Genomic DNA, 21,960 nt, shown 5'->3' with positions numbered 1-21,960 from the left:
ATCATTTCTTATTCTTTCTAGTATTGTGAACAAAAACGTGCTTTTTGAATTGCAATTGAGAAATGTAATACGATATATGTATGCTTTCTCACTTCGATTATGTTAGAATAGATTTTTGTATTTCTATACGCTTTCGCCAAATCGAACTTGAGAGATCTGCCTGCCGGGAGGTAGGTTCAAGAACCAAAGGGAGCGCGAAGCATTAAATCTGAGTTAGTAAAACTCCATTTAAAATGATCACATACAAATTTATTTCTTCTATTTTTTACGGAAACCCGTAATGATGTATTGTATCATTTACGCATCTTTCAGCTCTAAAGATTAAGAGTTAGTTAATTAATTTTTTACGATCATGAAAACAAGTGCTTGCCTAGGGGAAGGGTGGGCGCTTTTTTCATACCATATCTCTAGTATCATAATCTTATTATTTTACCGTTATATTGGGACACTAACATTATAATCATTATATGTATCAGTACGTATACACTACCCTACTCTTTTTTTTCTATATCAGTTTTACCAATGCTCAAACGAGAGATCTTCCAGATTTCCCTGCTCCTCAAGATGATTTCTACACATCATTAGAAGAAAAGAAAGTAATGAATCCACTGTTTTTAGAAGGGCAGATAAGAGAAGTTAATCGTACGCATACACTACATATATCTCCCGATAGGGATGAGACATATACAAATACATATTATTATCAAGTAAATACAGAGAAAGAAATTACCAAATATGCCACAGACGATTCCTACGATGATACAACCTTAGCATACCTAAATAAAGTGCAGTCTCCTACTATAAAGAATGATACGATTCTAAAAGAGGATGATTTCTATACCTATATCTACAAAAAAGGGAAACTCACCAACTATATGTCTTATGACATTGAAAGTGGAATCATGGATAGTATTGTGTATACCTATAAAAACAATAATCTATCTACACGTACACATTATAAATCTGAAGGTACACTTGAAATGGATGATGAAGGGTTTGTAGATGAATCTGTGATGTATTTTTCTGAGTTTCGTATTCAAAGCTATGGGACAGCTACGTACACGAAAACGGGTCAACTCCTCAGCTTAACACAACACGAGTTTACCGTAGAAGACGATCTTATAGACACCTATAAAAGCAATTATATATATGATCAGAAAAATCGTTTTAAAAATGCTACTATTGTTTCAGATCGTGTTTTTCTAACTTATGAACAGCTTGATAAACATCCAAAAAAGTGGAAATTACAAGAAAATGAGACTGTGGAAGGCATGTACTTAGAAACTAATATAACAGTTACCTATGATAATCAGAATCGAATAGAAACCTATTCAAAAGCTGATTCTCAGAAAAACAATATTATATATGAAATATCCTATGATACTGATCGTAGTAAAAAAATAAAGGTATCGCGAGATGATTATCACTTTCAGAAGGAGGTAATTATACATAGGGATCTTCTCTTTGAATATACCTATGACACCTATCACAATCCGACATATATCGCATCGTATATTCTACTCAATGGCAAAAAAGTGCTAGATAAGTCTACGGAATTAGCTATTATCTATTATTAGTACATTACCACTTATACTTCCGCTTTAGAATCACGATTTCTAAAAGTAAGAATCCTGCAAGGATTATAGCTCCATATACAAAAGGACTCGTTGTTGCAACAGCATAATCTATAGTAGGCAGTTCCCAAGTAGGGATTTCTAACGATGTTACTTTATCTGATGCTTTTTGCAATACATTAGGAACAGCCGTAAACCCTATACTACGTATACTCACAAACCCTATTAACAATCCAAAAATAATAGCTAGAAGACTCCAAATGCGTTTTGAAATCAGAGGTTGATAAACAATCGTGGTTTGGGTAGCCTGTACAGCTTGTATTTTATGCATGAGTGTATTTGTAAAATCAGGTGATGGAGATTTTACAGCTACTTTCTGTATGGCTTTAGACACGGCATGGTCTACTAATTTTTCTTCATTCTCTTTCATAACGCGCTACTAATTCTTTAGGTAATTGTGTTGCCATGATGGTATATAATTTCTTTCTACAACGAAAAAGCTTCACTTTTACATTATTTTTTGTCATTCCTGTTACTTGCGCAATCTCTTCTAGTGTTTGCTCTTCAAGATAGTACAAAGTAACTAAAAAGGCATCTTCTTCTCGCAATTGCTGAATACACTGTTCTAATTGTTCTCGTAACTCTTTGGTTTCAATGGCTTCAAGGATACTAGATGTTTTCTCTTCAGTGATCTCTTCTTGTATTTCGGTAGCATAATGTGTGGGCTGTTTCCGCTTTCGCGAAAGCGTATCCAGACACCTATGATACGTAATACTATAAAGCCACGTACTAAATTTAGACGTTCCCTTAAAACTCTCCAACTTCTGAAACGCCTTCAAGAATACGTCTTGTGAAACCTCTTCTGCCTCTTCGGGAGTTTTCATCATACGTAAACTTAGCGTATACACCATATATTTATAACGATCTATTAGCGTAGCAAAGGCATTTACTTCGCCTGCCAACGTCTTTGTGATATAGATATGGTCATCTTGATGGGTCATTGTACATACCTAAGACTCCTAAACAAGCAATATGGTTACAGAATTTGTTATAAAAGTTACAAAAAAGATAGAAAGTATGCTTTCAATTAATATGTGTAACAAATGATACTATTAATTCAAAGTTTATATATTTTACCCGTTATGCACTTAGATGTTCATTACTCTAGTTTTCTAATGAAATTTTTAGTTTTACCTCAATCCTAAAAGAAGAACTAAAAATTTCATCGATATTCCCTTTAAGGTTAGGTAAAAAATCGATGAAATTACTCAAAATGCACAACAGGATATATTTTATTAATTTTAAAGCTATTAGATATATATATAAAACATATTAAACTTTATATTAGACTATATAATATATTTAAAGAACATAGGATGAATAGACACTATATTTTGATTTTTATATTTTTTGTACCCTTGATGGTAATAGGTCAAATTCCTGATGGATATTTTCTTGATGCAGATGATTCTGTAGAAAAAGGATATAAATTAAAACCTTTCAAGCAAAAAAAAGAAGGTATTTATCATTATGCCATTTTGAGTGAATTACCATTTGATAATAATTGTTCGGATACTTTGACAAAAGAAGAAAAAATTAAGTGTGCTGAGGATACGTTAAATGAATTGATTATTGATCATTGGGGAGAACCAGGTTTTTTTAAGTCAGATTCATATGTTTATATAACAATTGACGAAAAAGGAGTCCCTACAGATATCAATGTAAAATCACGTCCTCATCACGATGAAATAGAGCTTATGTTTCTTGATGCAATTAGCAGAGTACAATTTAAACCTGCTAAATATAAAGGGAAAGTTGTTAAGGCAAGACTTTGGGCAAAATTTGAAATGCAATAATGTATTTTATTTTATAAAATTATCCATAAGAAACTAAATGTACATATTATAAGAGATTATATGCCTAAAAATAGGAATTCAAAAATTTATTTCATTAAATACTTCATTTACTGCCTCTTAACCTATTCATTCCTTTTCACCAAGGTAATAGCCCAAGAAAGTGTAAATCGTTTTGAGATTAAACCTACTCCAAATTGGATTAAAAAATATCCTACTCCAAAACTTAAAAATGAATATGACCTTGATTTAGTCTTAATTCAAAATGAATTTCAATATAATAACATAACGAAAGAGTATTCTCGACATTTTTACTATTATATAAATACTATAGAAGGACTAAATGAACTAAGGGCATTCGCTACAACATATGACCCCAGTTTTCAAGAGTTTAGTATTAACGCTGTAAAAATTCATAGAAGCGGAAACATCATTAATTTAGGAGAAAGTTTGCACGTTAATTATGAGTTGTTTGAAAAACAAATTAGTGGAGAACAATATGATTCTGACGCAAAAGTAACGATCTATTTTGAAGAAGCTAGAGTAGGTGATTTTATTGAAATTGCTTACACCACTAAAGGACAACAACCGGATGTATATGATAAACTTCTTTATAAACATTATCCATATAAAAAATCGCTAAGAGGAACTGATTACGTAAGAGTTTTAAACACCCCTGAAAAACCATTATTCTTTACATCACTTAATTATGATAATACGCCAATACGAATAAAAAATAATGAATTCAATACTATAGAGTTTATATCAAAGAATGATGAGAAAAAACAGTATCCTGACACACCTATTTGGCATACTAGTGAAAGTGGAATTTATTTTTTTGATACTATTTCTTGGGAAGATTACATACAAGTTCACCTAGATAATTATGATTTGAATACGCCTCCTTCAGAAAAAATAAGAAATAAAGTCAAAGAACTTATCAAAGATATTCCATCTAAACAGGAACAAATTAATGCTATATTAAATTTCACTCAAAAAAACATTCATTACTTAGATTATGGTTTAATTGACCCTAAGAAACCAGAAACAGTACTCAAACAAGGTTTTGGCGATTGTAAATCGAAATCATTACTTACCATTAAAATGTTAGAATGCTTACAGGTTAAGTCATGGCCTTTGATCGTAAAATCAGATGGTTTAGATGAAAGACTTTTAAACATTTATAGCGGACAAATGTTTGATCATGCTGTAGTAGAGTTTGTACATACTAATGATACTATTATTTTTGATCCAACTACCTATCCTCAAAAAGGAGGAATAAAAGAAAAGTATGTATCTAACTTCAGGTATGGTGCACGAATAAAAGAAGGAGAAAAAAAAATTACCAAATTAAATTGGCATTCAAGTAATTCTTTAAACGTAATTACTTCTATATATAAACAAAAAAATAATGATGATGAATATAGAACACACAATATAGATTGGAAAGTTTCTATTGATGGTCAATTGGCAAATGAACATAACTACGTTTATAAAGAAAATGGTATTAACTCAGTATTTGAATTAGTTTCAGACTTAATTTCAGAGCGCTATTTAAGTCTTAGGAATTTTGAATTAGCTTATTTTATAGATGAAAATAAACCGCATTCAGTTTTAGATATTACGTCTAAAGAAACTATTTCCGTTTTTGATAACGGGAATTCAAATGGATCAATCACCTTTGAACCCATATCATTACATAAATGGCTAAAAATTACAGAACCTGATGAATTAGGTCCATTCTTTAGTTTATCCAATATTCGAAAAACCAATCAGCTTTTCAAAATTCATAAATTAGAATGGATGAATTTTACTCCTGATAGCACTCATTTTAAAAATGATTGGATTACCTACACTAAAAAGAGTTGGGTTAAAGATGATACCATATATGCATCCTACGTTGCTGAACTTTTAAAAACACATTTAGATTCTTCAAGATATAAAGATGTCAGAACATCAATAAATGACCTTAAAGGAGATATGCGACTTTTGCTATCAAAAGGCACTAACAAACCTCAAGACAATTATAAAACTTATAGAAATCGCATTTACATTATATATGGTATTATTCTATTAGTTATAGGAGCTATAGTGTTCTTTTTTGTACGTTCTATAATAAAAGGAAGAGAACGTAAAGCATTGATACATAAACTTCATTCAGAAATAGCAACCTTGAAAAAAGAATCAGACACTTCTAAGAAGTAGTCATACTTGTTATGGTTATTTAAACCTTTTATTCTTTAAGCATATCATTTTAGTAACATGTCAATTTTCGCGAAAGCAAAAAAAATTACATTTTCTGTAACCGTTTTAAAAAACCACTCGTCCTATGGACAAATAAATAATTTATAATCAATTAAAAATCGACTATTATGGGAGGAGAAATTATCATCGTATTATGCATTTTTGGGTCTATTTTCGGAATCGCATATCTACATTATTCTACACGTAACAAAGAACGTCTGGCACTTATAGAAAAAGGGATGGATGCTGGAATTTTCAAACAATCAAGAGAAACACCACCTGTATGGAAAATACTTGTCCTTAATATTGCACTTTTATTAATGGGTATTGGTACTGGAATTTTGATCGCATTAATGCTGCAAGAAACTGTAGGGTATAATGATGCTTTATATCCGGGTATTATCTTCTTAATGGCAGGAACAGGATTGCTTACAGGATTCTTCCTTACAAGAAAATTAGTAAAGTAATCGTATAATACATTGCTTTTGACAATCAGGTGAGTATTATAAGATACTTGCCTGATTTTTTTTGCAATAAACATTAGCAATCGTTTTTGTTTCTATTTACGTAATTAGATAGTACTTCGACAAGCTCAGTGTCACACTGAGTATAAGCTTCGGTATCGCTATATACTTTAGTGAATCTGCCTTTGACGGCAAGATCGGAAAAAAGAAAATACTCCCGATTAATTAGCCACCTCACTAATAAATTTGATACGATAAAGACGTAATTCTTCGTCATCATAATCACCATCAAATTCTTCAAGTGCCGCTTCTATCCCATCGGTTTCGGCTTCCATAAAATACTCATGAAGTTCTTCTTGCTGATCTTCATCTAGAATATCATCAATCCAATACGAGATATTAAGTTTAGTCCCACTATAGACAATTGCTTCCATCTCTTTGATAAAATCTGACATTTCTTTGCCTTTGGCAGATGCAATATCATCTAGTGGTAACTTACGATCTACATTTTGAATAATGTATAGTTTGAGTCCGCTATTAGCACCTGTACTTTTTACAATAAGATCATCGGGACGAAGAATATCATTCTCTTTAACATACTGAGCTATAAATGTGGCAAACTCTTTTCCATATTTTTTTGCTTTTCCATCACCTACCCCATGGACAGAAGACAGTTCTTCTATCGTCATCGGATATTTAATTGCCATGTCTTCAATAGATGGATCTTGGAAAACAATATATGGAGGGATATTTAATTTTTTAGACACTTTCTTACGAAGGTCTTTAAGCATTTCTACTAGCTTTTTATCAGCTCCCCCACCTTTTGCTGCAGAAACAATTAGATTATTGGAAGTGTCGTCATACACGTGATCATCTGTCATCATAAACGATGAAGGCGCATCTATAAATGCACGACCTTTATCAGTAATTTTTATGACTCCATAAGTTTCTATATCTTTTGAGATATATCCTGCGACAAGTGCTTGACGTAATAGTGCATGCCAATAGGTTTTCTCACGTTCTTTACCACAACCAAAAAACGGTTGTAAATGTGTTTTATGCGACGTGATAATTGCATTTTCTTTCCCTCGCATCGTAAAGACCAATTCTTTACTTTTATAAATTTGATTGGTATCACGTACTACTTGAAGTACTTTTACCAACTCATCTTTCGCTTCATGTTTCTTTTTAGGATGACGCATATTGTCATCTAGCATTCCTCCTTCTCCCGTTTCATTATCAAACTCTTCTCCAAAATAATGTAAAATAAACTTACGTCGAGACATACTCGTTTCTGCATAAGCCACCACTTCTTGGAGTAATGCATGCCCTATTTCCTGTTCTGCAACAGGTTTTCCGCTCATAAACTTTTCGAGCTTTTCTATATCCTTATATGCATAAAATGCAAGGCAATGTCCTTCTCCTCCATCACGACCCGCACGTCCTGTCTCTTGGTAATAACTTTCTATACTTTTAGGAATATCATGATGTATTACAAAACGTACATCAGGTTTATCTATCCCCATTCCAAAAGCAATAGTCGCCACAACAACATCTACATCCTCCATGAGGAACATGTCTTGATGTCTGGCTCTTGTTTTTGCATCTAATCCCGCATGATATGGTACTGCTTTCAGTCCGTTTACTTGTAGGGTTTGTGCTAATTCTTCTACGCGCTTTCGCGAAAGACAATACACAATACCACTCTTTCCTTCATTCTGTTTTACAAATCGAATGATATCGCCATCTACATCTTTTGTTTTCGGACGAATTTCATAGTATAAATTAGGTCTATTGAAAGAGGCCTTAAATGTATTAGCATTTGTAATTCCTAAATTCTTAAGAATATCTTCTTGTACTTTTGGAGTTGCTGTTGCTGTCACAGCGATAATAGGAATATTATCACCTATACGTTTTATGATATTACGAAGATTACGATATTCTGGTCTGAAATCATGTCCCCATTCTGAGATACAGTGGGCTTCATCTATCGCTAAAAAAGAAATAGGAACAGATCGTAAAAACTCTGCATTTTCTTCTTTAGTGAGGGATTCTGGAGCTACATATAATAGTTTTGTAACGCCTCTAGAAATATCTTCCTTAACTGTTTTTATCTCGCCTTTGGTCAATGAAGAGTTTAATACGTGTGCAATCCCATCTTCTTGAGAAATACCTCGTAACGCATCTACTTGATTTTTCATTAATGCAATTAATGGCGAAACCACAATTGCTGTTCCATTGTTGAGTAATGCTGGTAGTTGATAACATAGTGATTTCCCACCACCAGTAGGCATAATCACAAATGTATGATCTCCTCCAACAATACTTTTTATAACTTCTTCTTGAAGTCCTTTGAACTGCCCAAAACCAAAATATTTTTTAAGTGCAGCGTGTAAGTCTAATTGCCCAGTATTCATTTATTCTTGTGCATTTTTGCATACCTTTGTATTACATAAATATAGTGAATTCCTTACGGTATACAAACCTAATAAAAACTAAATTTTGAACATTTCACAGCAAATTATTGCTAGCGCCCAGAAAACCATAGCTATAGAGCAGGAAGCCATTGCACATCTTCACGCATTAATAGATGAAGAATTTGCACAAGCAGTCGAAGTAATTTATAATTCGGTAGGTCGCGTTATCATTACAGGAATAGGGAAAAGTGCTATTATCGCACAAAAAATAGTAGCGACACTAAATAGTACAGGAACTCCTGCTATTTTTATGCATGCTGCCGATGCCATACACGGGGATTTAGGAACGATACAGCGAGATGATGTTGTGATCTGTATTTCTAAAAGTGGAAATACACCCGAAATTAAGGTACTCGTTCCTCTTATTAAAAAAACCAATAACCCGCTTATTGCCATTACATCCAATAGAGATTCTTTTTTAGGAACGCAAGCCGATTTTGTATTGCATGCACAGGTAGAAGTAGAAGCATGCCCAAACAATTTGGCGCCTACTACAAGTACCACAGCACAATTAGTTATAGGTGATGCTGTAGCGGTAGCCTTACTAGATCTTAAAGGATTTTCTGATAAAGATTTTGCGAAGTATCATCCAGGTGGTGCATTGGGGAAGAAATTATATTTACGGGTGAGTGATCTCACGCAAATACACGAAAAACCATCGGTAACTCCAGAAGCTAGTATCAAAGAAGTGATCGTAGAAATATCTGCAAAACGATTAGGAGTTACGGCTGTCATTGAGAATAAAAAAATTATAGGAATCATCACTGATGGAGACTTACGAAGAATGCTTTCTAACAATGACACTTTTGAAGGATTAACTGCGCGAGATATTATGAGTGCTTCTCCTAAAACTATTGAAAATGATGCTATGGCCGTAAAAGCAAAACGCATTCTAGAAGAAAATGGCATTAGCCAGTTACTCGCTACAGATCAAAATACCTATAGTGGTGTAGTACATATACATGATTTAATAAAAGAAGGGATTATTTAATGGCTGCCAAAAAAACAAAAAAACAGGAAGCAGAAATGTCTTTCTTGGACCACTTAGAAGAATTACGCTGGCATCTGATACGATCTACACTCGCTGTAGTCATTGTTGCAGTTGCTGCTTTCATTTTTATAGATGAAATTTTTAAATATATTATTCTTGTTTTTAAGCAAACAGATTTTATTTCATACGAAAAACTATGTCAGATTTCCAAAATTTTTGGTTCTGAAAAAGGCTGTATGTCAGAACTGCCTTTTACATTCTTAAATTCTGAAATGGCTGGGCAATTTAGTATTGCTATCTGGACCTCTATTACTGTAGGCTTTATTATTGCTTTTCCATATGTATTGTTTGAGTTTTGGAAATTTATTTCTCCTGGACTGTATGAAAAAGAGCGAAAAAACTCAAGAGGTTTTATCATCGTATCTTCTTTACTCTTCTTTATAGGTGTATTATTTGGTTACTTTGTAATCACTCCTTTGTCTATTAATTTCTTAGCAACTTTTACCATAGCAGATGAGATTGAAAACAATATAAAAATAAGCTCGTATATAGCTATCATACGATCTTCCATTATTGCCTCTGGTTTTATTTTTGAACTCCCTATTATTATTTATTTCTTAACTAAGATAGGACTTGTAACTCCAGAATTTTTAAAACGAAACCGTAAATATGCGCTCGTTCTTGTATTAATACTTGCTGCTGTAATCACACCTCCAGATATCTCGACACAAGTGATTGTTGCTGTACCTATTTTATTATTGTATCAGGTAAGTATTTTTATAAGTCGCATTGTTGTTAAACGAGAAGAAAAAAGATTAAAAAGAGAGCAGGCATAAATAAAATCGAATGTTGAAAACAGAAATACGATTCACATAGAATGTATTTTAAGTATTACTATAGTAGACGTAAAAAATGATTAATTGACAGTAAATGATGAGATCTCCGTCAGAATTTATGTTGAATGACCATTGGAAAAAAAATAAAGTTCCAATACTGGATTAAAAATATTAGTTAATATATAATGAGATTCCCTCCTACGAGGAAATGAAAAATAAAATCATGAGTAAGGAAATAGAAGAATTTAATGAGTATCGTACACGTATGAACGAAATGATACTTGGTGATAATAACAAAGTCATTAAACGTATCTTTAATCTAGATACCAACACCTACACTGCTGGTGCATTAGACGTAAAAACTAAAGAATTATTAGGCTTAGTTGCTTCGGCAGTATTACGTTGTGATGATTGTATTAAATACCATCTTGAAACTGCTTATAAAGAAGGGGTTACTACAGAAGAAATGATGGAAACGATGAGTATTGCCACACTAGTAGGTGGTACTATTGTGATCCCACATCTACGTAGAGCTAGAGAGTTTTGGCATGAATTAGAAACACAAAACAACTAAACATCTAGCGTTAATACATTCCTAAAGTATTTGACTGCTTTATTACAAATCCGTCGAAACACGTATATTTACGATCTATGAAGCTAAGTGCAGAAAATCTAATGAAATCGTATAAAGGCCGAAAGGTTGTAAAAGGGATTTCTGTAGAAGTAAATCAAGGAGAGATTGTAGGACTTCTAGGGCCTAATGGTGCTGGAAAGACTACTTCTTTCTATATGATTGTTGGTTTGGTAAAACCTAATGGCGGAACCATTTATCTAGACAATCAAGAGATTACTAAATACCCTATGTATAAACGTGCTCAAAACGGTATTGGATACCTTGCACAAGAAGCTTCTGTGTTTAGAAAGATGAGTATCGAAGACAATATTCTAAGTGTACTTCAACTAACAAAACTTTCTAAGAAAGAGCAACTCTACAAGATGGAAGAACTTATTGAAGAGTTTAGTCTTGGACATATTCGTAAAAACAGAGGAGATTTACTTTCTGGAGGTGAGCGTCGTCGTACTGAAATCGCAAGAGCACTCGCAACCTCTCCTAATTTCATATTACTAGATGAACCTTTTGCAGGAGTAGATCCTGTTGCGGTAGAAGATATACAACGTATTGTAGCACAATTAAAAGATAAAAACATAGGTATTCTTATCACCGATCACAATGTACAAGAAACCTTGGCCATTACAGATAGAACATACCTTATGTTTGAAGGAAGTATCTTAAAGCATGGTGTTCCTGAAGAGCTTGCCGCCGATGAAATGGTACGTAAAGTATACCTCGGACAAAACTTTGAACTCCGAAAGAAAAAAATATTTGATTAATCACTATCAGAAATAAAAAATCCCTTTTCAGTGTTGAAAAGGGATTTTTTAAATTATAAACTATATTAAGAAGCGTCTACTGAAGTACTCATTTGAGATTTTATAGTCAATACTAACATCGCTATTCTCCCAATTAAAAAAGTAATCAATCCGAATACCGTAGTCAATAAAGCTACTTTTATACCTCCGGCAAACATAGGCTGTGACACATTACCAATAGATTCTATAGCATCAAAGGCAGATATTAATCCTAAAGTTGACCCTAAAAATCCCCATATCATTCCAAAAAGACTCAAGTGGCCTATCAACTGATATACGTGTAGTATTTTCTTCTTACCAAGTAACGCTATTATAAATAATACAACAATGGCAATAATAATTAATACTAGAGGTATCATAAATACGGGTCCGCCTTCTTGTATACGATCTACTAATTGTGACATAATTCAATTAAAATTTAAAGTTACTAATAATTAATTTTTAAAATAAGTTTGTAGCACCTGCATCATGATTTCCTGTAAAGAAGATTCATATGCATTACTAAGAAGCGTGATCGCTATTTTTTGCTCTGGAAAGAAAATAGCTAATGACTTAAAGCCATCTATTTGTCCGCTCATTCCAAAGCCTTGCATATCCATAATATCTCCTCCTCCAAGTCCCATTCCCATGCCAGTACTCACATCTGTCATTTGTTGATAGGAATCTTGAGATATAAGTGTACTAGTATACAATGCTTTTGTGAACATATTTACTTCTAACGGCGTACTCACAATAGCCCCTGCTCCCATTGGAGCACTCATATCGGTATATTGAGTAACAACTTCCCAATGATCATCCATACGTTCATGAGATACTGCTTCTTCTGTACTTTTTGGACGATCAACCCCTACACGTGTACGTTTTAATTGTAAAGGAACTACCACTTTCTCCTGTATAATATCATGAAAGGATTGTCCTGTGATATCTTCTGCGATATACCCTAATAAGATATAATTGGTATTACAATACGAAGTATCAGTTCCTGGATCAAAAACAACTCCATTCGCTACCATACGATCCAACATCTTACCTCTTGATTGTGGCTGAAACATCCATGTTTCGAAATTCTTATCTTCAGTTATATTAAATAAGCCACTTTGATGCTTTAGAAGATTTTTAATGGTGATTGTTGATGCATTCGGAAGTTTTGGAAAGAATGCACTTAATGGCGTATCAAATTGTAATTTCCCCTCCTCTATTAATTGTATAATTACAACAGCTGTATACATTTTAGTCACAGACCCTATGCGGTATTGAGTAGTCGCTGTTGCTTTTATTTTCTGTTCTATGTTTGCATAGCCAAAAGATTTCTGATAGACTTCTTTTCCTTCTTGATAGATAGAAATCCCTCCCATGCCTTTTCCTGTTGTTTCTAACGTTTCAAAAATGGCATCTAATTGATTATGTTGGTTGGTTTGTGCGATGAGTGTACAAAAACTAAATAAAAAGAGAATCGTTAGTTTATTCATAAGTGATTAGAATTAATAGTGTTTAATGATTCAAATGTATCTTGTATACGCTTTCGCGAAAGCGTAATGCGACCAACTCCCATTTTCATACGAGTTTTAACCATAATCACCTCTTATATGGTATATCATATAAATCGATGTGTTATTTACAGTATAAAAACCGTAATCTGTCTCAAAAATCTGTATAGTTAAAAGATTTTATACACCTTTGTAGGATGCTAAAACCAATCCTGAAAGAATTAAAATTTACCCCTTTACACCTTTTATTATGGGTAGGAGTTTGGTTATTTTACACCTATTTTTTCAGTTATGGCTCCAACAATGAAAGATTTGTTTTTTGGTTTTCTACAAGTCTATTACCGGTAACAATTGCTATTACATATTTTATATCCTACCTACTTATTCCCAAGTATCTAATTAAAAAAAAGTATCTAAAATTTAGCCTATACTTATTTTATACGGTAGTCTGTTCTGTGTACTTGATACTCATTATTACATTTGTAAACCTTGTATTTCTTTCTAATTTTAATATTAAGGAAATGCCATTGCTCACACGCAATGTCATTTTTGTATTAATACTCGTATATCTGGTTGTAAGTGTCGTCTGTTTTGTACAATTATTACGATACAATCATAAAGCAGCAAATCGTAATAAAGAGTTAGAAAATAAGCTCCTAGAAGGAAAACTCGTACTAAAACAAAAAGAACTCTATTACCTTAAGCAGCAAATACATCCTCACTTTCTTTTTAACACCTTAAATACCGTATATGGTTTTGCGCTTAAAGGTGCTGAAGAAACTCCTGATCTTATTCTTAAACTTTCTAATTTATTAGATTATATCCTTAATCAAATCGAAAAGCCTCTAGTGCCACTAACAGAAGAGCTGAAGCATATAGAAGCCTACATTGGATTAGAACGTGTTCGTTTTAGAGATATACTGCGTATAAATTTCACAAAAGAAATTGAAAAGGAAATACATATTCCGCCTATGTTATTTATAGCTTTTGTAGAAAACGCTTTTAAACATGGTACACCTATTGATGGATTTTTAAGTATTGATATTCATATAAAAACAACACCCCAACGATTGTTATTTACTACTCAAAATACAGTACATATAACCAATAAGTCACCAGAAAGTCATGGGATTGGTTTGGAGAACACTAGAAAAAGATTAGAAAGTCTATATCCTGATAATTATACACTTACGACCACACAAAAAGAGCATTATTACCAAGTACAACTAGAGATACAATTAGAATCATGAATACTATATATACAGCTATACTTGTAGATGATGAACCCACTGCAAGAGAAATTCTTGCCACACATCTTAGTAAAATAGATACTATAGAGGTAGTTGCTAGTTGTAAAAATGCTTCTGAAGCCTTTTCTGTATTGAGCAAACAACATATAGATCTTGTTTTTTTAGACATCAATATGCCTGAAGTAACAGGACTCATGTTTGCAAATGCAATACAAGGAAAAAGTAAAGTGATTTTTACTACAGCCTATAGAGAATATGCAGTAGATGGTTTTGATCTTCAAGCAGTAGATTATTTATTAAAGCCTATCTCTTTAGAACGTCTTATGAAAGCGGTCCATAAGTTTATAGAAGAACAGTTGGCTCCCGTATTACAACAACAAGTGTATGATTTTACTTTTTTTAGATGTGATCGCAAAATGGTAAAAGTAACCTTTGATGAGTTGCTATATACAGAAAGCTTAGGCGACTATATTAAATTACACACTTTACAAGAAACATTAGTCACTAGAGAAACGATAGCGACCATCATAGAAAAATTACCAGAACAACAGTTTATGCGAACACATCGCTCTTTTATTATAAACATTTCAAAAATAGATAGTTTTACAAGCGAGCATCTTACCGTAGGACGCGCTTCTATTCCTATAAGTAGAAGCTATCGAGATACTGTTGCCCAACGCCTTACTACAATAAAATAATTAGCTATAATAACTATAATACCTATCTTTGCAAGCCTATTCAATTTGTTACGACAGATTGTGGGATACTAGTAAACTACCTCGGGATAAGTTCGCGAGATAGTTATACGAAACTAAATTTTAATTTCGAGGCAAGCCTCAGAGTATTAAACCTTTTGGCAGTGCCAATAAAAATATTTCTAACAGCGTTTATATACACGTATATACTCAAGGAAGAAATGACATGCAAATGAAGACAGAAATAGAAAAAAACACAGATCATTACCAAGAGCAAATAGAAGCGATGGGAAATGATCATATAGGTTCAAGCGCTATTACTCCTTTAAGAGATGATGCCTTTGAATTAAGTGATATCGAAAAAATAGCAAGCATCAAAAAAGATGTAGCACACATCATGGAAACCTTAGGTCTTGATATGACCGATGATAGTTTGAAAGGAACTCCTAGCCGTGTGGCAAAGATGTTTGTAAATGAAATTTTTGGAGGTTTACATCCTGATCGTAAACCGAAAGCCTCTACGTTTGATAACAACTATAAGTATGGAGAAATGCTGGTTGAAAAGAATATTGTTGTGTATTCTACGTGTGAGCACCACCTCTTACCTATTGTAGGCAGAGCACACGTAGCATACATATCAAATGGTACGGTTGTGGGACTTTCTAAAATGAATCGTATTGTAGATTATTATGCAAAGCGTCCTCAAGTACAGGAACGCCTTACGATGCAAATTGTACAAGAACTACAGGAAGCTCTAGGAACAAAAGATGTTGCCTGTGTTATAGATGCAAAACACTTATGTGTGAATAGTCGCGGTATCCGAGATATAGAAAGCAGTACTGTTACTAGTGAGTTTGGAGGAAAGTTTAAAGAAATAGCAACTCGTAGAGAATTTCTTGATTATATAAAATTAGACACTGATTTTTAATCCGCTTTCGCGAAAGCGTATAATTATACATAAAACTTCAAAAAAGCGATAACTACTGGTTATCGCTTTTGATTTTGACATAAACCATCTATCTTCGTTATCAATTAAGTTTACAATCATTTAAAAGCCCAAAAAATGGCATTATACAAAGAGCAACAATTAAAAATATACAATTCTCTAACTGGGAAAAAAGAAGATTTTATACCCCTTCTCGAAGGACATGTTGGAATGTATGTTTGTGGCCCTACGGTATATAGCAATGTTCATTTAGGAAATGTACGTACATTCATGAGCTTTGACATGATTTTTAGATACCTAAAACACTTAGGGTATAAAGTAAGATACGTACGTAATATCACAGATGCAGGCCACCTTACAGATGATGGAGATCAAGGAGAAGATAAAATTGCCAAAAAAGCACGTCTTGAAAAAATAGAACCTATGGAGGTAGTACAACAATATACTGTTGACTTTCATAATATCTTAAATACTTTTAATTTTCTTCCTCCAAGTATTGAGCCTACAGCCACTGGACATATCATTGAGCAAATTGAGATCATTAAAAAGATCATAGAAAATGGATATGCTTATGAGAAGAATGGTTCTGTTTATTTTGATGTTGTGACTTTTAATAAAGATCATGAATATGGAAAATTAAGCGGTCGTAAGCTAGAAGACATGATTGCCAATACCCGTGCATTGAATGCACAGGATGAAAAAGAAAATCCGCAAGATTTTGCCCTTTGGAAAAAAGCAGGTCCAGAACATATTATGAGATGGCCTAGTCCATGGGGAGATGGATTTCCGGGATGGCATCTAGAATGTACAGCCATGAGTACAAAGTACCTAGGAGATCAATTTGATATTCATGGAGGTGGTATGGATTTAAAGTTTCCACATCATGAATGTGAGATTGCTCAGAATGAAGCCGCGATGGGAACGGTACCTGTTCGCTATTGGATGCATGCAAATATGCTTACACTTAACGGTCAGAAGATGGCAAAAAGTACCGGAAACAGCATCAATCCTGGCGAAATCTTTACAGGTGATAGTCCGCATTTAAGTAAAGGGTTTGCGCCTAGTGCTGCACGTTTCTTTGTATTACAAGCCAACTATAGAAGTATTCTAGATTTCAGTGATGATGCCTTGGTTGCCAGTGAAAAAGGATTTAATCGCCTTATGGAAGCTATGAAAATCATGCAGTCACTATCTACAGAAGGAGCAAGTTCTATGGATATTAGCGCATGGAGACAGTCATGCTATGATGCCATGAATGATGATTTTAATAGCCCTATTTTAATAGCACAACTTTTTGAAGGTGTGAAGCAAATACACCTGATTAAAGATGGAAAAGCCACCATCACAGCAGACGATCTAAAATTGTTAATACACACAATGGAAGCCTTTGTTTTTGATGTATTAGGTCTTGAAGATGGGGACGCTTTCGCGAAAGCGGACGACTCCAAACTATCAGGCACTGTAGAGTTATTAATCAAACTTCGTAAAGAAGCGCGTGAAAATAAAGACTTTGCTACTAGTGATAAAATACGTGATGAATTATTAGCATTAGGAATTCAACTGAAAGATGGTAGTGAAGGCACCACCTTTACACTAAACTAATGGTCTCACTAAAGAAAATAGCAATTGCGCCATTTTTAGGCATTATTTGGTTCTATCAGAAGTTTATATCATCCTGGACACCTTCTAGTTGTAGATATACACCTACATGTTCTCATTATACAAAAGAAGCATTACAAACCCACGGACTTATCAAAGGAAGTAGGTTATCTATAAAACGTATTTTCTCTTGTCATCCTTGGGGAGGTCAAGGTTATGATCCTGTACCCCCTAAAGAAGACTCTAAAAAATAGGTTAAGAATACCACGAAGGCAAACGGACTTTGTTATCTTTACCCATACAATAACTATACGCTAAGAATTAGTATGATTGCACTTAAGTTTACTTGGAATCCGCTTACAGGAATAGACCTTGGTTTTATTACCATCCATTTTTATAGCCTTATGTTTGTTGTCGCCTTTTCTTTAGGATACTACCTCACTAAAAAGGTATATGCTAATGAAGGAATCGCTCAAGAAAAACTAGATTCTCTTTTTATATATGCGGTAGTTTCTATTTTAATAGGAGCTCGTTTAGGGCATGTCATCTTTTATCAAACGGAATTATTAACAGAAGACCCACTGTCTGTATTTTTACCGTTTAGATTTGTTCCTGAATTTGAATTTACAGGCTTTAGAGGATTAGCAAGTCATGGCGCTGTGATTGTGGGTATGTATGGAATGTATAGATACAATAAGAAAATATTAAAGAAATCTGTTATTTGGCTTTTAGATCGTGTTGCTATACCCGTGTCCTTAGGAGCTATGTTTGTGAGGATTGGAAACTTCTTTAATTCAGAAATGGTTGGTAAAATTACAGATAGCACTCTAGGAATTCAATTTGTACAAGATGAGTTTTCAGAAAGACGCGCTGTCAATATTACTAAAATTGCAAAACCTAAAAAAGCATTACGCGCTCTTACTGAAGACTCTCAATATGCTGATTTAATTGCAGAAATCCCATATCGTTATCCTGGACAACTTATGGAAGCTGTGGGATATGCTATTGTATTTTTGATCATACTTTATATGTATTGGAAAACAAAAGCTTCTGAAAAAGTAGGTTTATTATTTGGTACATTTTTACTCTTATTAATGGGAGTGCGTCTCATCGTAGAAAACTTTAAAAGAGAACAAGTAGAAGGCCGTGAAGATTGGATTTTAGGTCTTAATACTGGACAAATACTAAGTATCCCATTTATCCTAATAGGAATCTATTTAGTCTACACTTCATTTACTAGAAAAGAAGCTTAACATTATGAAAACCTTTCTAAAAATACTATGCATTATAGTTGTTTCAGTGACTATCTATAGTTGCAAAGAAACTAAAGAAGAAAAAGTAATTACAGAGACTAAATTTGTTTTTACAAAAGAAGGGACACTTACCTTAACCAAAGCAGATGGCTCACTTATCAAGAAGATAGATATAGAATTTGCAGAAGATGACTATGAACGTGAGACAGGTTTGATGCATCGCACGAGTATGAAACCTCTTCAAGGCATGCTATTCATCTTAGATGAAGAGAAGCTACAGAATTTTCATATGAAAAACACATTAATTCCATTAGATCTTATTTTCATCAATAGTGATAAAAAAGTAGTCTCTTTTGCTGAAAATGCAAAACCATTAGATTTATCATTATTACCATCTCAAGTACCTGCCAAATACGTATTAGAAATTAATGGAGGCCTTGCGGAAGAATGGATTATAGAAATAGGCGATACTGTAGCGTGGACAAAAGATTAATTAGCTTATTATACAGCATAAAAAACGTCGTTTTCACGACGTTTTTTATTTTTTAAAGCTTTTACTTCCATTGTTTTAACCTATTATTTTTCCATGATCTTGTATTTTTATCTACCGTAGCATTTACGGTTTCATATCCATGAGGAAAGCAATAAGAACATCCTCCCATTTTCTCATGGTTTACAATTCTTGAAATTTTAATATTAGATATTTTTTCAGGAAAATCAATTAAACCATATTCATTTAACCCAAAAGCTTCTTTTAATTTCTTATAATTTTTCACTGTTCAGTGTTTTAAGTACATACTTAAAACACTGTCCCTTTATATATTAAAATTAAATGATTCATGATTCTCATTTTAATTATGAATGTAAGATAACACAAAAAACCCGTCTTCAAATGAAGACGGGTTCTGATATCATTGGTAAGTATAACTTATTTCTTTGCTAAGAATTCGTTTACTTTTTCTGGTGACATAACTGACTCAACAAAAGTGTATGCTCCTGACTTTGGAGATTTCACCATTTTGATAGCTTTTGTCAAACGCTTTGATCCTGTCTGTAACGATGCTACTGATTTCTTTGCCATGACTCTCTATTATTTAATTTCTTTATGAACTGTCATACGCTTAAGTACTGGGTTAAATTTCTTTAACTCCATACGATCTGGCGTATTCTTTTTGTTCTTTGTCGTTATATATCTTGAAGTTCCTGGTTGCCCAGTAGCTTTGTGCTCTGTACATTCTAAGATTACCTGTACTCTATTCCCTTTCTTGGCCATTTCTGTTACTCTTTATGGGATTTATTTTAAGAATCCTTTTGCACGCGCTTCTTTAAGCACTGCTGAGATTCCTTTCTTGTTAATATTTTTTAAAGCAGACGTAGACACTTTTAGTGTAATCCACTTATCTTCTTCAGGAATGTAAAAACGCTTTTTTACAAGGTTAGCGTTAAATTTACGCTTCGTCTTATTCATGGCGTGAGAAACGTTGTTTCCTACCATTGCTTTTTTTCCTGTAAGCTCACAAACTCTTGACATCTTAATAAACTTTTCTTGTTATTTCAAAACAGGGTGCAAATTTACATAAAATCTACAGCTACACCAAAACAAAATGCTAGTTTTTTGAAATTTCTTCATGTAATAGCTCTAAAGCCTTGTTTACAGTCTTTTCTACCACTCTTTTTCTATGGTTTCCCATCATAAAATGATGCGCTGTACTTCCATTTGGTGTAGCAATTCCGATATAGACAGTTCCTACAGGTACATCAGAGTCTCCTTTTGTAGGACCCGCATTTCCAGTCGTTGTAATTGCGTAATCTGTATTGTATAGTTTTTTTACTTGTATCGCCATGGCTTCTGCTACCTCAGCACTCACCACAGAATGTTTCTCTATAAGATCTTTATCTACTTCTAATACGTCTACTTTAGATTGTGTCGCATAGGTTACCATACTTCCAATTAAGTATTTTGAAGCTCCTGGATTTGAGGTAAAGCGTTGTACAACACTTCCGCCCGTGCAACTCTCTGCAATAGACAGTGTTTTTCCCTGTGCTGTTAATGCCTCTCCTACAAGTACTTCCAAGGGGCCATTTTCTTCATACCCTACAAAAATATCATCTACAAGAGAGACTAGTTTTTCTAATTGTGCCTCCATAGCAGCATCTACATCTTCTTTAACTGCGCCTGAGGTAGATAATCGTAAACGCACACGTCCTAATGAAGGTAAATAAGCGAGCTTAATTTCTTTTGGCAACTCATTCTCAAAAGCTTCTATACGTTCTGCTATAGAGCTCTCTCCCATTCCGTAGGTAAGTAATGTCTTATGAAGTATATAGGGAAGGTGAAATCTTTCCTTTAGGCTCGGCAACACTTCGTGCTCCATCAATCCTTTCATCTCATGAGGAACGCCTGGCATAGAAATAAATACTTTTCCGTCTTGCTCCATCCACATACCCGGAGCTGTACCAAAATTGTTTTTTAAAATTTTCGCTTTAGAAGGAACCAACGCTTGTGTTTTATTTGCTTCCAATAATGGTTTCCCTACGTACTTTTTAAATAAGTGCTCAACATGGTCTAGTACTTCTTGATTAAAGACAAGTTCATCATCAAAAAATTCACAAAATGTGCTTTTTGTAATATCGTCTTTGGTAGGTCCTAATCCTCCTGTAACAATGATAATATCTGAGTTTGCTTTCGCGAAAGCAAAACTTTCCAGAATATGTGCCCTATCATCTTGTACCGAACTTATTTGATATACAGACACTCCTATAGCATTGAGTACCTTTGAGATATAAGCAGAGTTTGTATCTACAATTTGACCGATAAGAATCTCATCGCCTATTGTAATGATATGTGCTTTCATAAAGA

General features: G+C 33.6%; 25 protein-coding genes. 15 read left to right on the top strand and 10 right to left on the bottom strand.

Going from position 1 to position 21,960, the window contains the following annotated elements:
* The first annotated feature begins 467 nt into the window (after positions 1-467).
* The gene (locus Q1A60_RS12150) at positions 468-1,577 is read left to right on the top strand and encodes a hypothetical protein (RefSeq protein WP_299766575.1); all 1,110 of its coding nucleotides are present in this window, start codon (positions 468-470) and stop codon (positions 1,575-1,577) included.
* 4 nt (positions 1,578-1,581) lie between these two features.
* Here the strand turns inward: Q1A60_RS12150 and Q1A60_RS12145 are convergent, their stop codons facing one another.
* Together Q1A60_RS12145 and Q1A60_RS12140 are read right to left on the bottom strand one after the other, a co-directional pair.
* On the bottom strand, positions 1,582-2,004 hold the full coding sequence (locus Q1A60_RS12145) for a hypothetical protein (RefSeq protein ID WP_299766577.1): 423 nt from the start codon (positions 2,002-2,004) through the stop codon (positions 1,582-1,584).
* The gene (locus Q1A60_RS12140) at positions 1,991-2,575 is read right to left on the bottom strand and encodes a sigma-70 family RNA polymerase sigma factor (protein ID WP_299766579.1); all 585 of its coding nucleotides are present in this window, start codon (positions 2,573-2,575) and stop codon (positions 1,991-1,993) included. The genes Q1A60_RS12145 and Q1A60_RS12140 overlap by 14 nt, the downstream gene beginning before the upstream one ends.
* Positions 2,576-2,950: 375 nt before the next feature.
* On the opposite strand from Q1A60_RS12140, the gene Q1A60_RS12135 reads away from it, so the two are divergent.
* The 3 genes from Q1A60_RS12135 (at position 2,951) to Q1A60_RS12125 (ending at position 6,138) form a co-directional block, all read left to right on the top strand.
* Positions 2,951-3,430 carry a hypothetical protein gene (locus Q1A60_RS12135; protein WP_299766581.1) on the top strand — a complete coding sequence of 160 codons (480 nt, stop codon included), beginning with the start codon at positions 2,951-2,953 and terminating at the stop codon, positions 3,428-3,430.
* A 60-nt stretch (positions 3,431-3,490) separates the two neighbouring features.
* Positions 3,491-5,632 carry a DUF3857 domain-containing protein gene (locus tag Q1A60_RS12130; protein ID WP_299766583.1) on the top strand — a complete coding sequence of 714 codons (2,142 nt, stop codon included), beginning with the start codon at positions 3,491-3,493 and terminating at the stop codon, positions 5,630-5,632.
* Between the two features lie 167 nt (positions 5,633-5,799).
* Entirely contained in the window at positions 5,800-6,138 is a 339-nt protein-coding gene (locus Q1A60_RS12125) for a DUF6249 domain-containing protein (RefSeq protein WP_299766585.1), read from the top strand.
* A 218-nt stretch (positions 6,139-6,356) separates the two neighbouring features.
* Here the strand turns inward: Q1A60_RS12125 and Q1A60_RS12120 are convergent, their stop codons facing one another.
* A complete protein-coding gene (locus Q1A60_RS12120) occupies positions 6,357-8,552 on the bottom strand; it encodes an ATP-dependent DNA helicase RecQ (protein ID WP_299766587.1) in 2,196 nt (731 codons plus the stop codon).
* A gap of 85 nt (positions 8,553-8,637) precedes the next feature.
* On the opposite strand from Q1A60_RS12120, the gene Q1A60_RS12115 reads away from it, so the two are divergent.
* The 4 genes from Q1A60_RS12115 to lptB all read left to right on the top strand — a co-directional run bounded on the left by Q1A60_RS12115 (position 8,638) and on the right by lptB (position 11,831).
* Entirely contained in the window at positions 8,638-9,603 is a 966-nt protein-coding gene (locus Q1A60_RS12115; protein ID WP_299766589.1) for a KpsF/GutQ family sugar-phosphate isomerase, read from the top strand.
* Positions 9,603-10,439 carry a twin-arginine translocase subunit TatC gene (gene tatC / locus Q1A60_RS12110; RefSeq protein ID WP_299766591.1) on the top strand — a complete coding sequence of 279 codons (837 nt, stop codon included), beginning with the start codon at positions 9,603-9,605 and terminating at the stop codon, positions 10,437-10,439. Before Q1A60_RS12115 ends, tatC begins: the two co-directional genes overlap by 1 nt.
* 223 nt (positions 10,440-10,662) lie before the next feature.
* Positions 10,663-11,013: a carboxymuconolactone decarboxylase family protein gene (locus tag Q1A60_RS12105; protein WP_299766593.1), complete on the top strand. Its 351-nt coding sequence runs from the start codon at positions 10,663-10,665 to the stop codon at positions 11,011-11,013.
* A 77-nt stretch (positions 11,014-11,090) separates the two neighbouring features.
* A complete protein-coding gene (gene lptB, locus Q1A60_RS12100) occupies positions 11,091-11,831 on the top strand; it encodes an LPS export ABC transporter ATP-binding protein (protein WP_299766595.1) in 741 nt (246 codons plus the stop codon).
* Positions 11,832-11,896: 65 nt separating this feature from the next.
* On the opposite strand, the gene Q1A60_RS12095 is transcribed toward lptB, so the two are convergent.
* Positions 11,897-12,274, bottom strand: a complete 378-nt coding sequence (locus Q1A60_RS12095; RefSeq protein WP_299766597.1) for a MotA/TolQ/ExbB proton channel family protein — start codon at positions 12,272-12,274, stop codon at positions 11,897-11,899.
* Between the two features lie 30 nt (positions 12,275-12,304).
* On the bottom strand, positions 12,305-13,339 hold the full coding sequence (locus Q1A60_RS12090) for a serine hydrolase domain-containing protein (protein WP_299766599.1): 1,035 nt from the start codon (positions 13,337-13,339) through the stop codon (positions 12,305-12,307).
* Positions 13,340-13,878: 539 nt separating this feature from the next.
* Between Q1A60_RS12090 and Q1A60_RS12085 the strand changes: the two genes are divergently transcribed.
* The 7 genes from Q1A60_RS12085 (at position 13,879) to Q1A60_RS12055 (ending at position 19,593) form a co-directional block, all read left to right on the top strand.
* Entirely contained in the window at positions 13,879-14,607 is a 729-nt protein-coding gene (locus Q1A60_RS12085; protein ID WP_299766601.1) for a histidine kinase, read from the top strand.
* On the top strand, positions 14,604-15,305 hold the full coding sequence (locus tag Q1A60_RS12080; RefSeq protein ID WP_299766603.1) for a LytTR family DNA-binding domain-containing protein: 702 nt from the start codon (positions 14,604-14,606) through the stop codon (positions 15,303-15,305). The genes Q1A60_RS12085 and Q1A60_RS12080 overlap by 4 nt, the downstream gene beginning before the upstream one ends.
* A 229-nt stretch (positions 15,306-15,534) precedes the next feature.
* On the top strand, positions 15,535-16,230 hold the full coding sequence (folE, locus tag Q1A60_RS12075) for a GTP cyclohydrolase I FolE (RefSeq protein ID WP_299766605.1): 696 nt from the start codon (positions 15,535-15,537) through the stop codon (positions 16,228-16,230).
* 135 nt (positions 16,231-16,365) lie between these two features.
* Complete coding sequence (gene cysS / locus Q1A60_RS12070) at positions 16,366-17,850, top strand: cysteine--tRNA ligase (protein WP_299766607.1); 1,485 nt, start codon at positions 16,366-16,368, stop codon at positions 17,848-17,850.
* Positions 17,850-18,101, top strand: a complete 252-nt coding sequence (yidD, locus tag Q1A60_RS12065) for a membrane protein insertion efficiency factor YidD (protein ID WP_299766609.1) — start codon at positions 17,850-17,852, stop codon at positions 18,099-18,101. The genes cysS and yidD overlap by 1 nt, the downstream gene beginning before the upstream one ends.
* A 72-nt stretch (positions 18,102-18,173) precedes the next feature.
* The gene (lgt, locus tag Q1A60_RS12060) at positions 18,174-19,100 is read left to right on the top strand and encodes a prolipoprotein diacylglyceryl transferase (protein ID WP_299766611.1); all 927 of its coding nucleotides are present in this window, start codon (positions 18,174-18,176) and stop codon (positions 19,098-19,100) included.
* Between the two features lie 4 nt (positions 19,101-19,104).
* Positions 19,105-19,593: a DUF192 domain-containing protein gene (locus Q1A60_RS12055; protein WP_299766613.1), complete on the top strand. Its 489-nt coding sequence runs from the start codon at positions 19,105-19,107 to the stop codon at positions 19,591-19,593.
* Between the two features lie 61 nt (positions 19,594-19,654).
* Here Q1A60_RS12055 and Q1A60_RS12050 read toward each other — a convergent pair whose 3' ends face one another.
* The 5 genes from Q1A60_RS12050 to Q1A60_RS12030 form a co-directional block, all read right to left on the bottom strand.
* Entirely contained in the window at positions 19,655-19,876 is a 222-nt protein-coding gene (locus Q1A60_RS12050; protein ID WP_299766615.1) for a phosphate ABC transporter substrate-binding protein, read from the bottom strand.
* A 152-nt stretch (positions 19,877-20,028) separates the two neighbouring features.
* Complete coding sequence (locus Q1A60_RS12045; protein WP_299766617.1) at positions 20,029-20,181, bottom strand: DUF4295 domain-containing protein; 153 nt, start codon at positions 20,179-20,181, stop codon at positions 20,029-20,031.
* 9 nt (positions 20,182-20,190) lie between these two features.
* Positions 20,191-20,373 carry a 50S ribosomal protein L33 gene (gene rpmG, locus Q1A60_RS12040; protein ID WP_089371636.1) on the bottom strand — a complete coding sequence of 61 codons (183 nt, stop codon included), beginning with the start codon at positions 20,371-20,373 and terminating at the stop codon, positions 20,191-20,193.
* Between the two features lie 21 nt (positions 20,374-20,394).
* The gene (rpmB, locus tag Q1A60_RS12035) at positions 20,395-20,631 is read right to left on the bottom strand and encodes a 50S ribosomal protein L28 (protein WP_299678602.1); all 237 of its coding nucleotides are present in this window, start codon (positions 20,629-20,631) and stop codon (positions 20,395-20,397) included.
* Between the two features lie 76 nt (positions 20,632-20,707).
* Positions 20,708-21,955: a competence/damage-inducible protein A gene (locus Q1A60_RS12030; RefSeq protein WP_299766619.1), complete on the bottom strand. Its 1,248-nt coding sequence runs from the start codon at positions 21,953-21,955 to the stop codon at positions 20,708-20,710.
* Between the last annotated feature and the right edge of the window lie 5 nt (positions 21,956-21,960).

This window comes from uncultured Dokdonia sp. (assembly GCF_947492535.1).
In the GTDB taxonomy this organism is placed as follows: domain Bacteria; phylum Bacteroidota; class Bacteroidia; order Flavobacteriales; family Flavobacteriaceae; genus Dokdonia.
The sequence above is the reverse complement of the archived record's forward strand: the minus strand, read 5'-3'. Positions and strand labels throughout refer to the sequence as shown.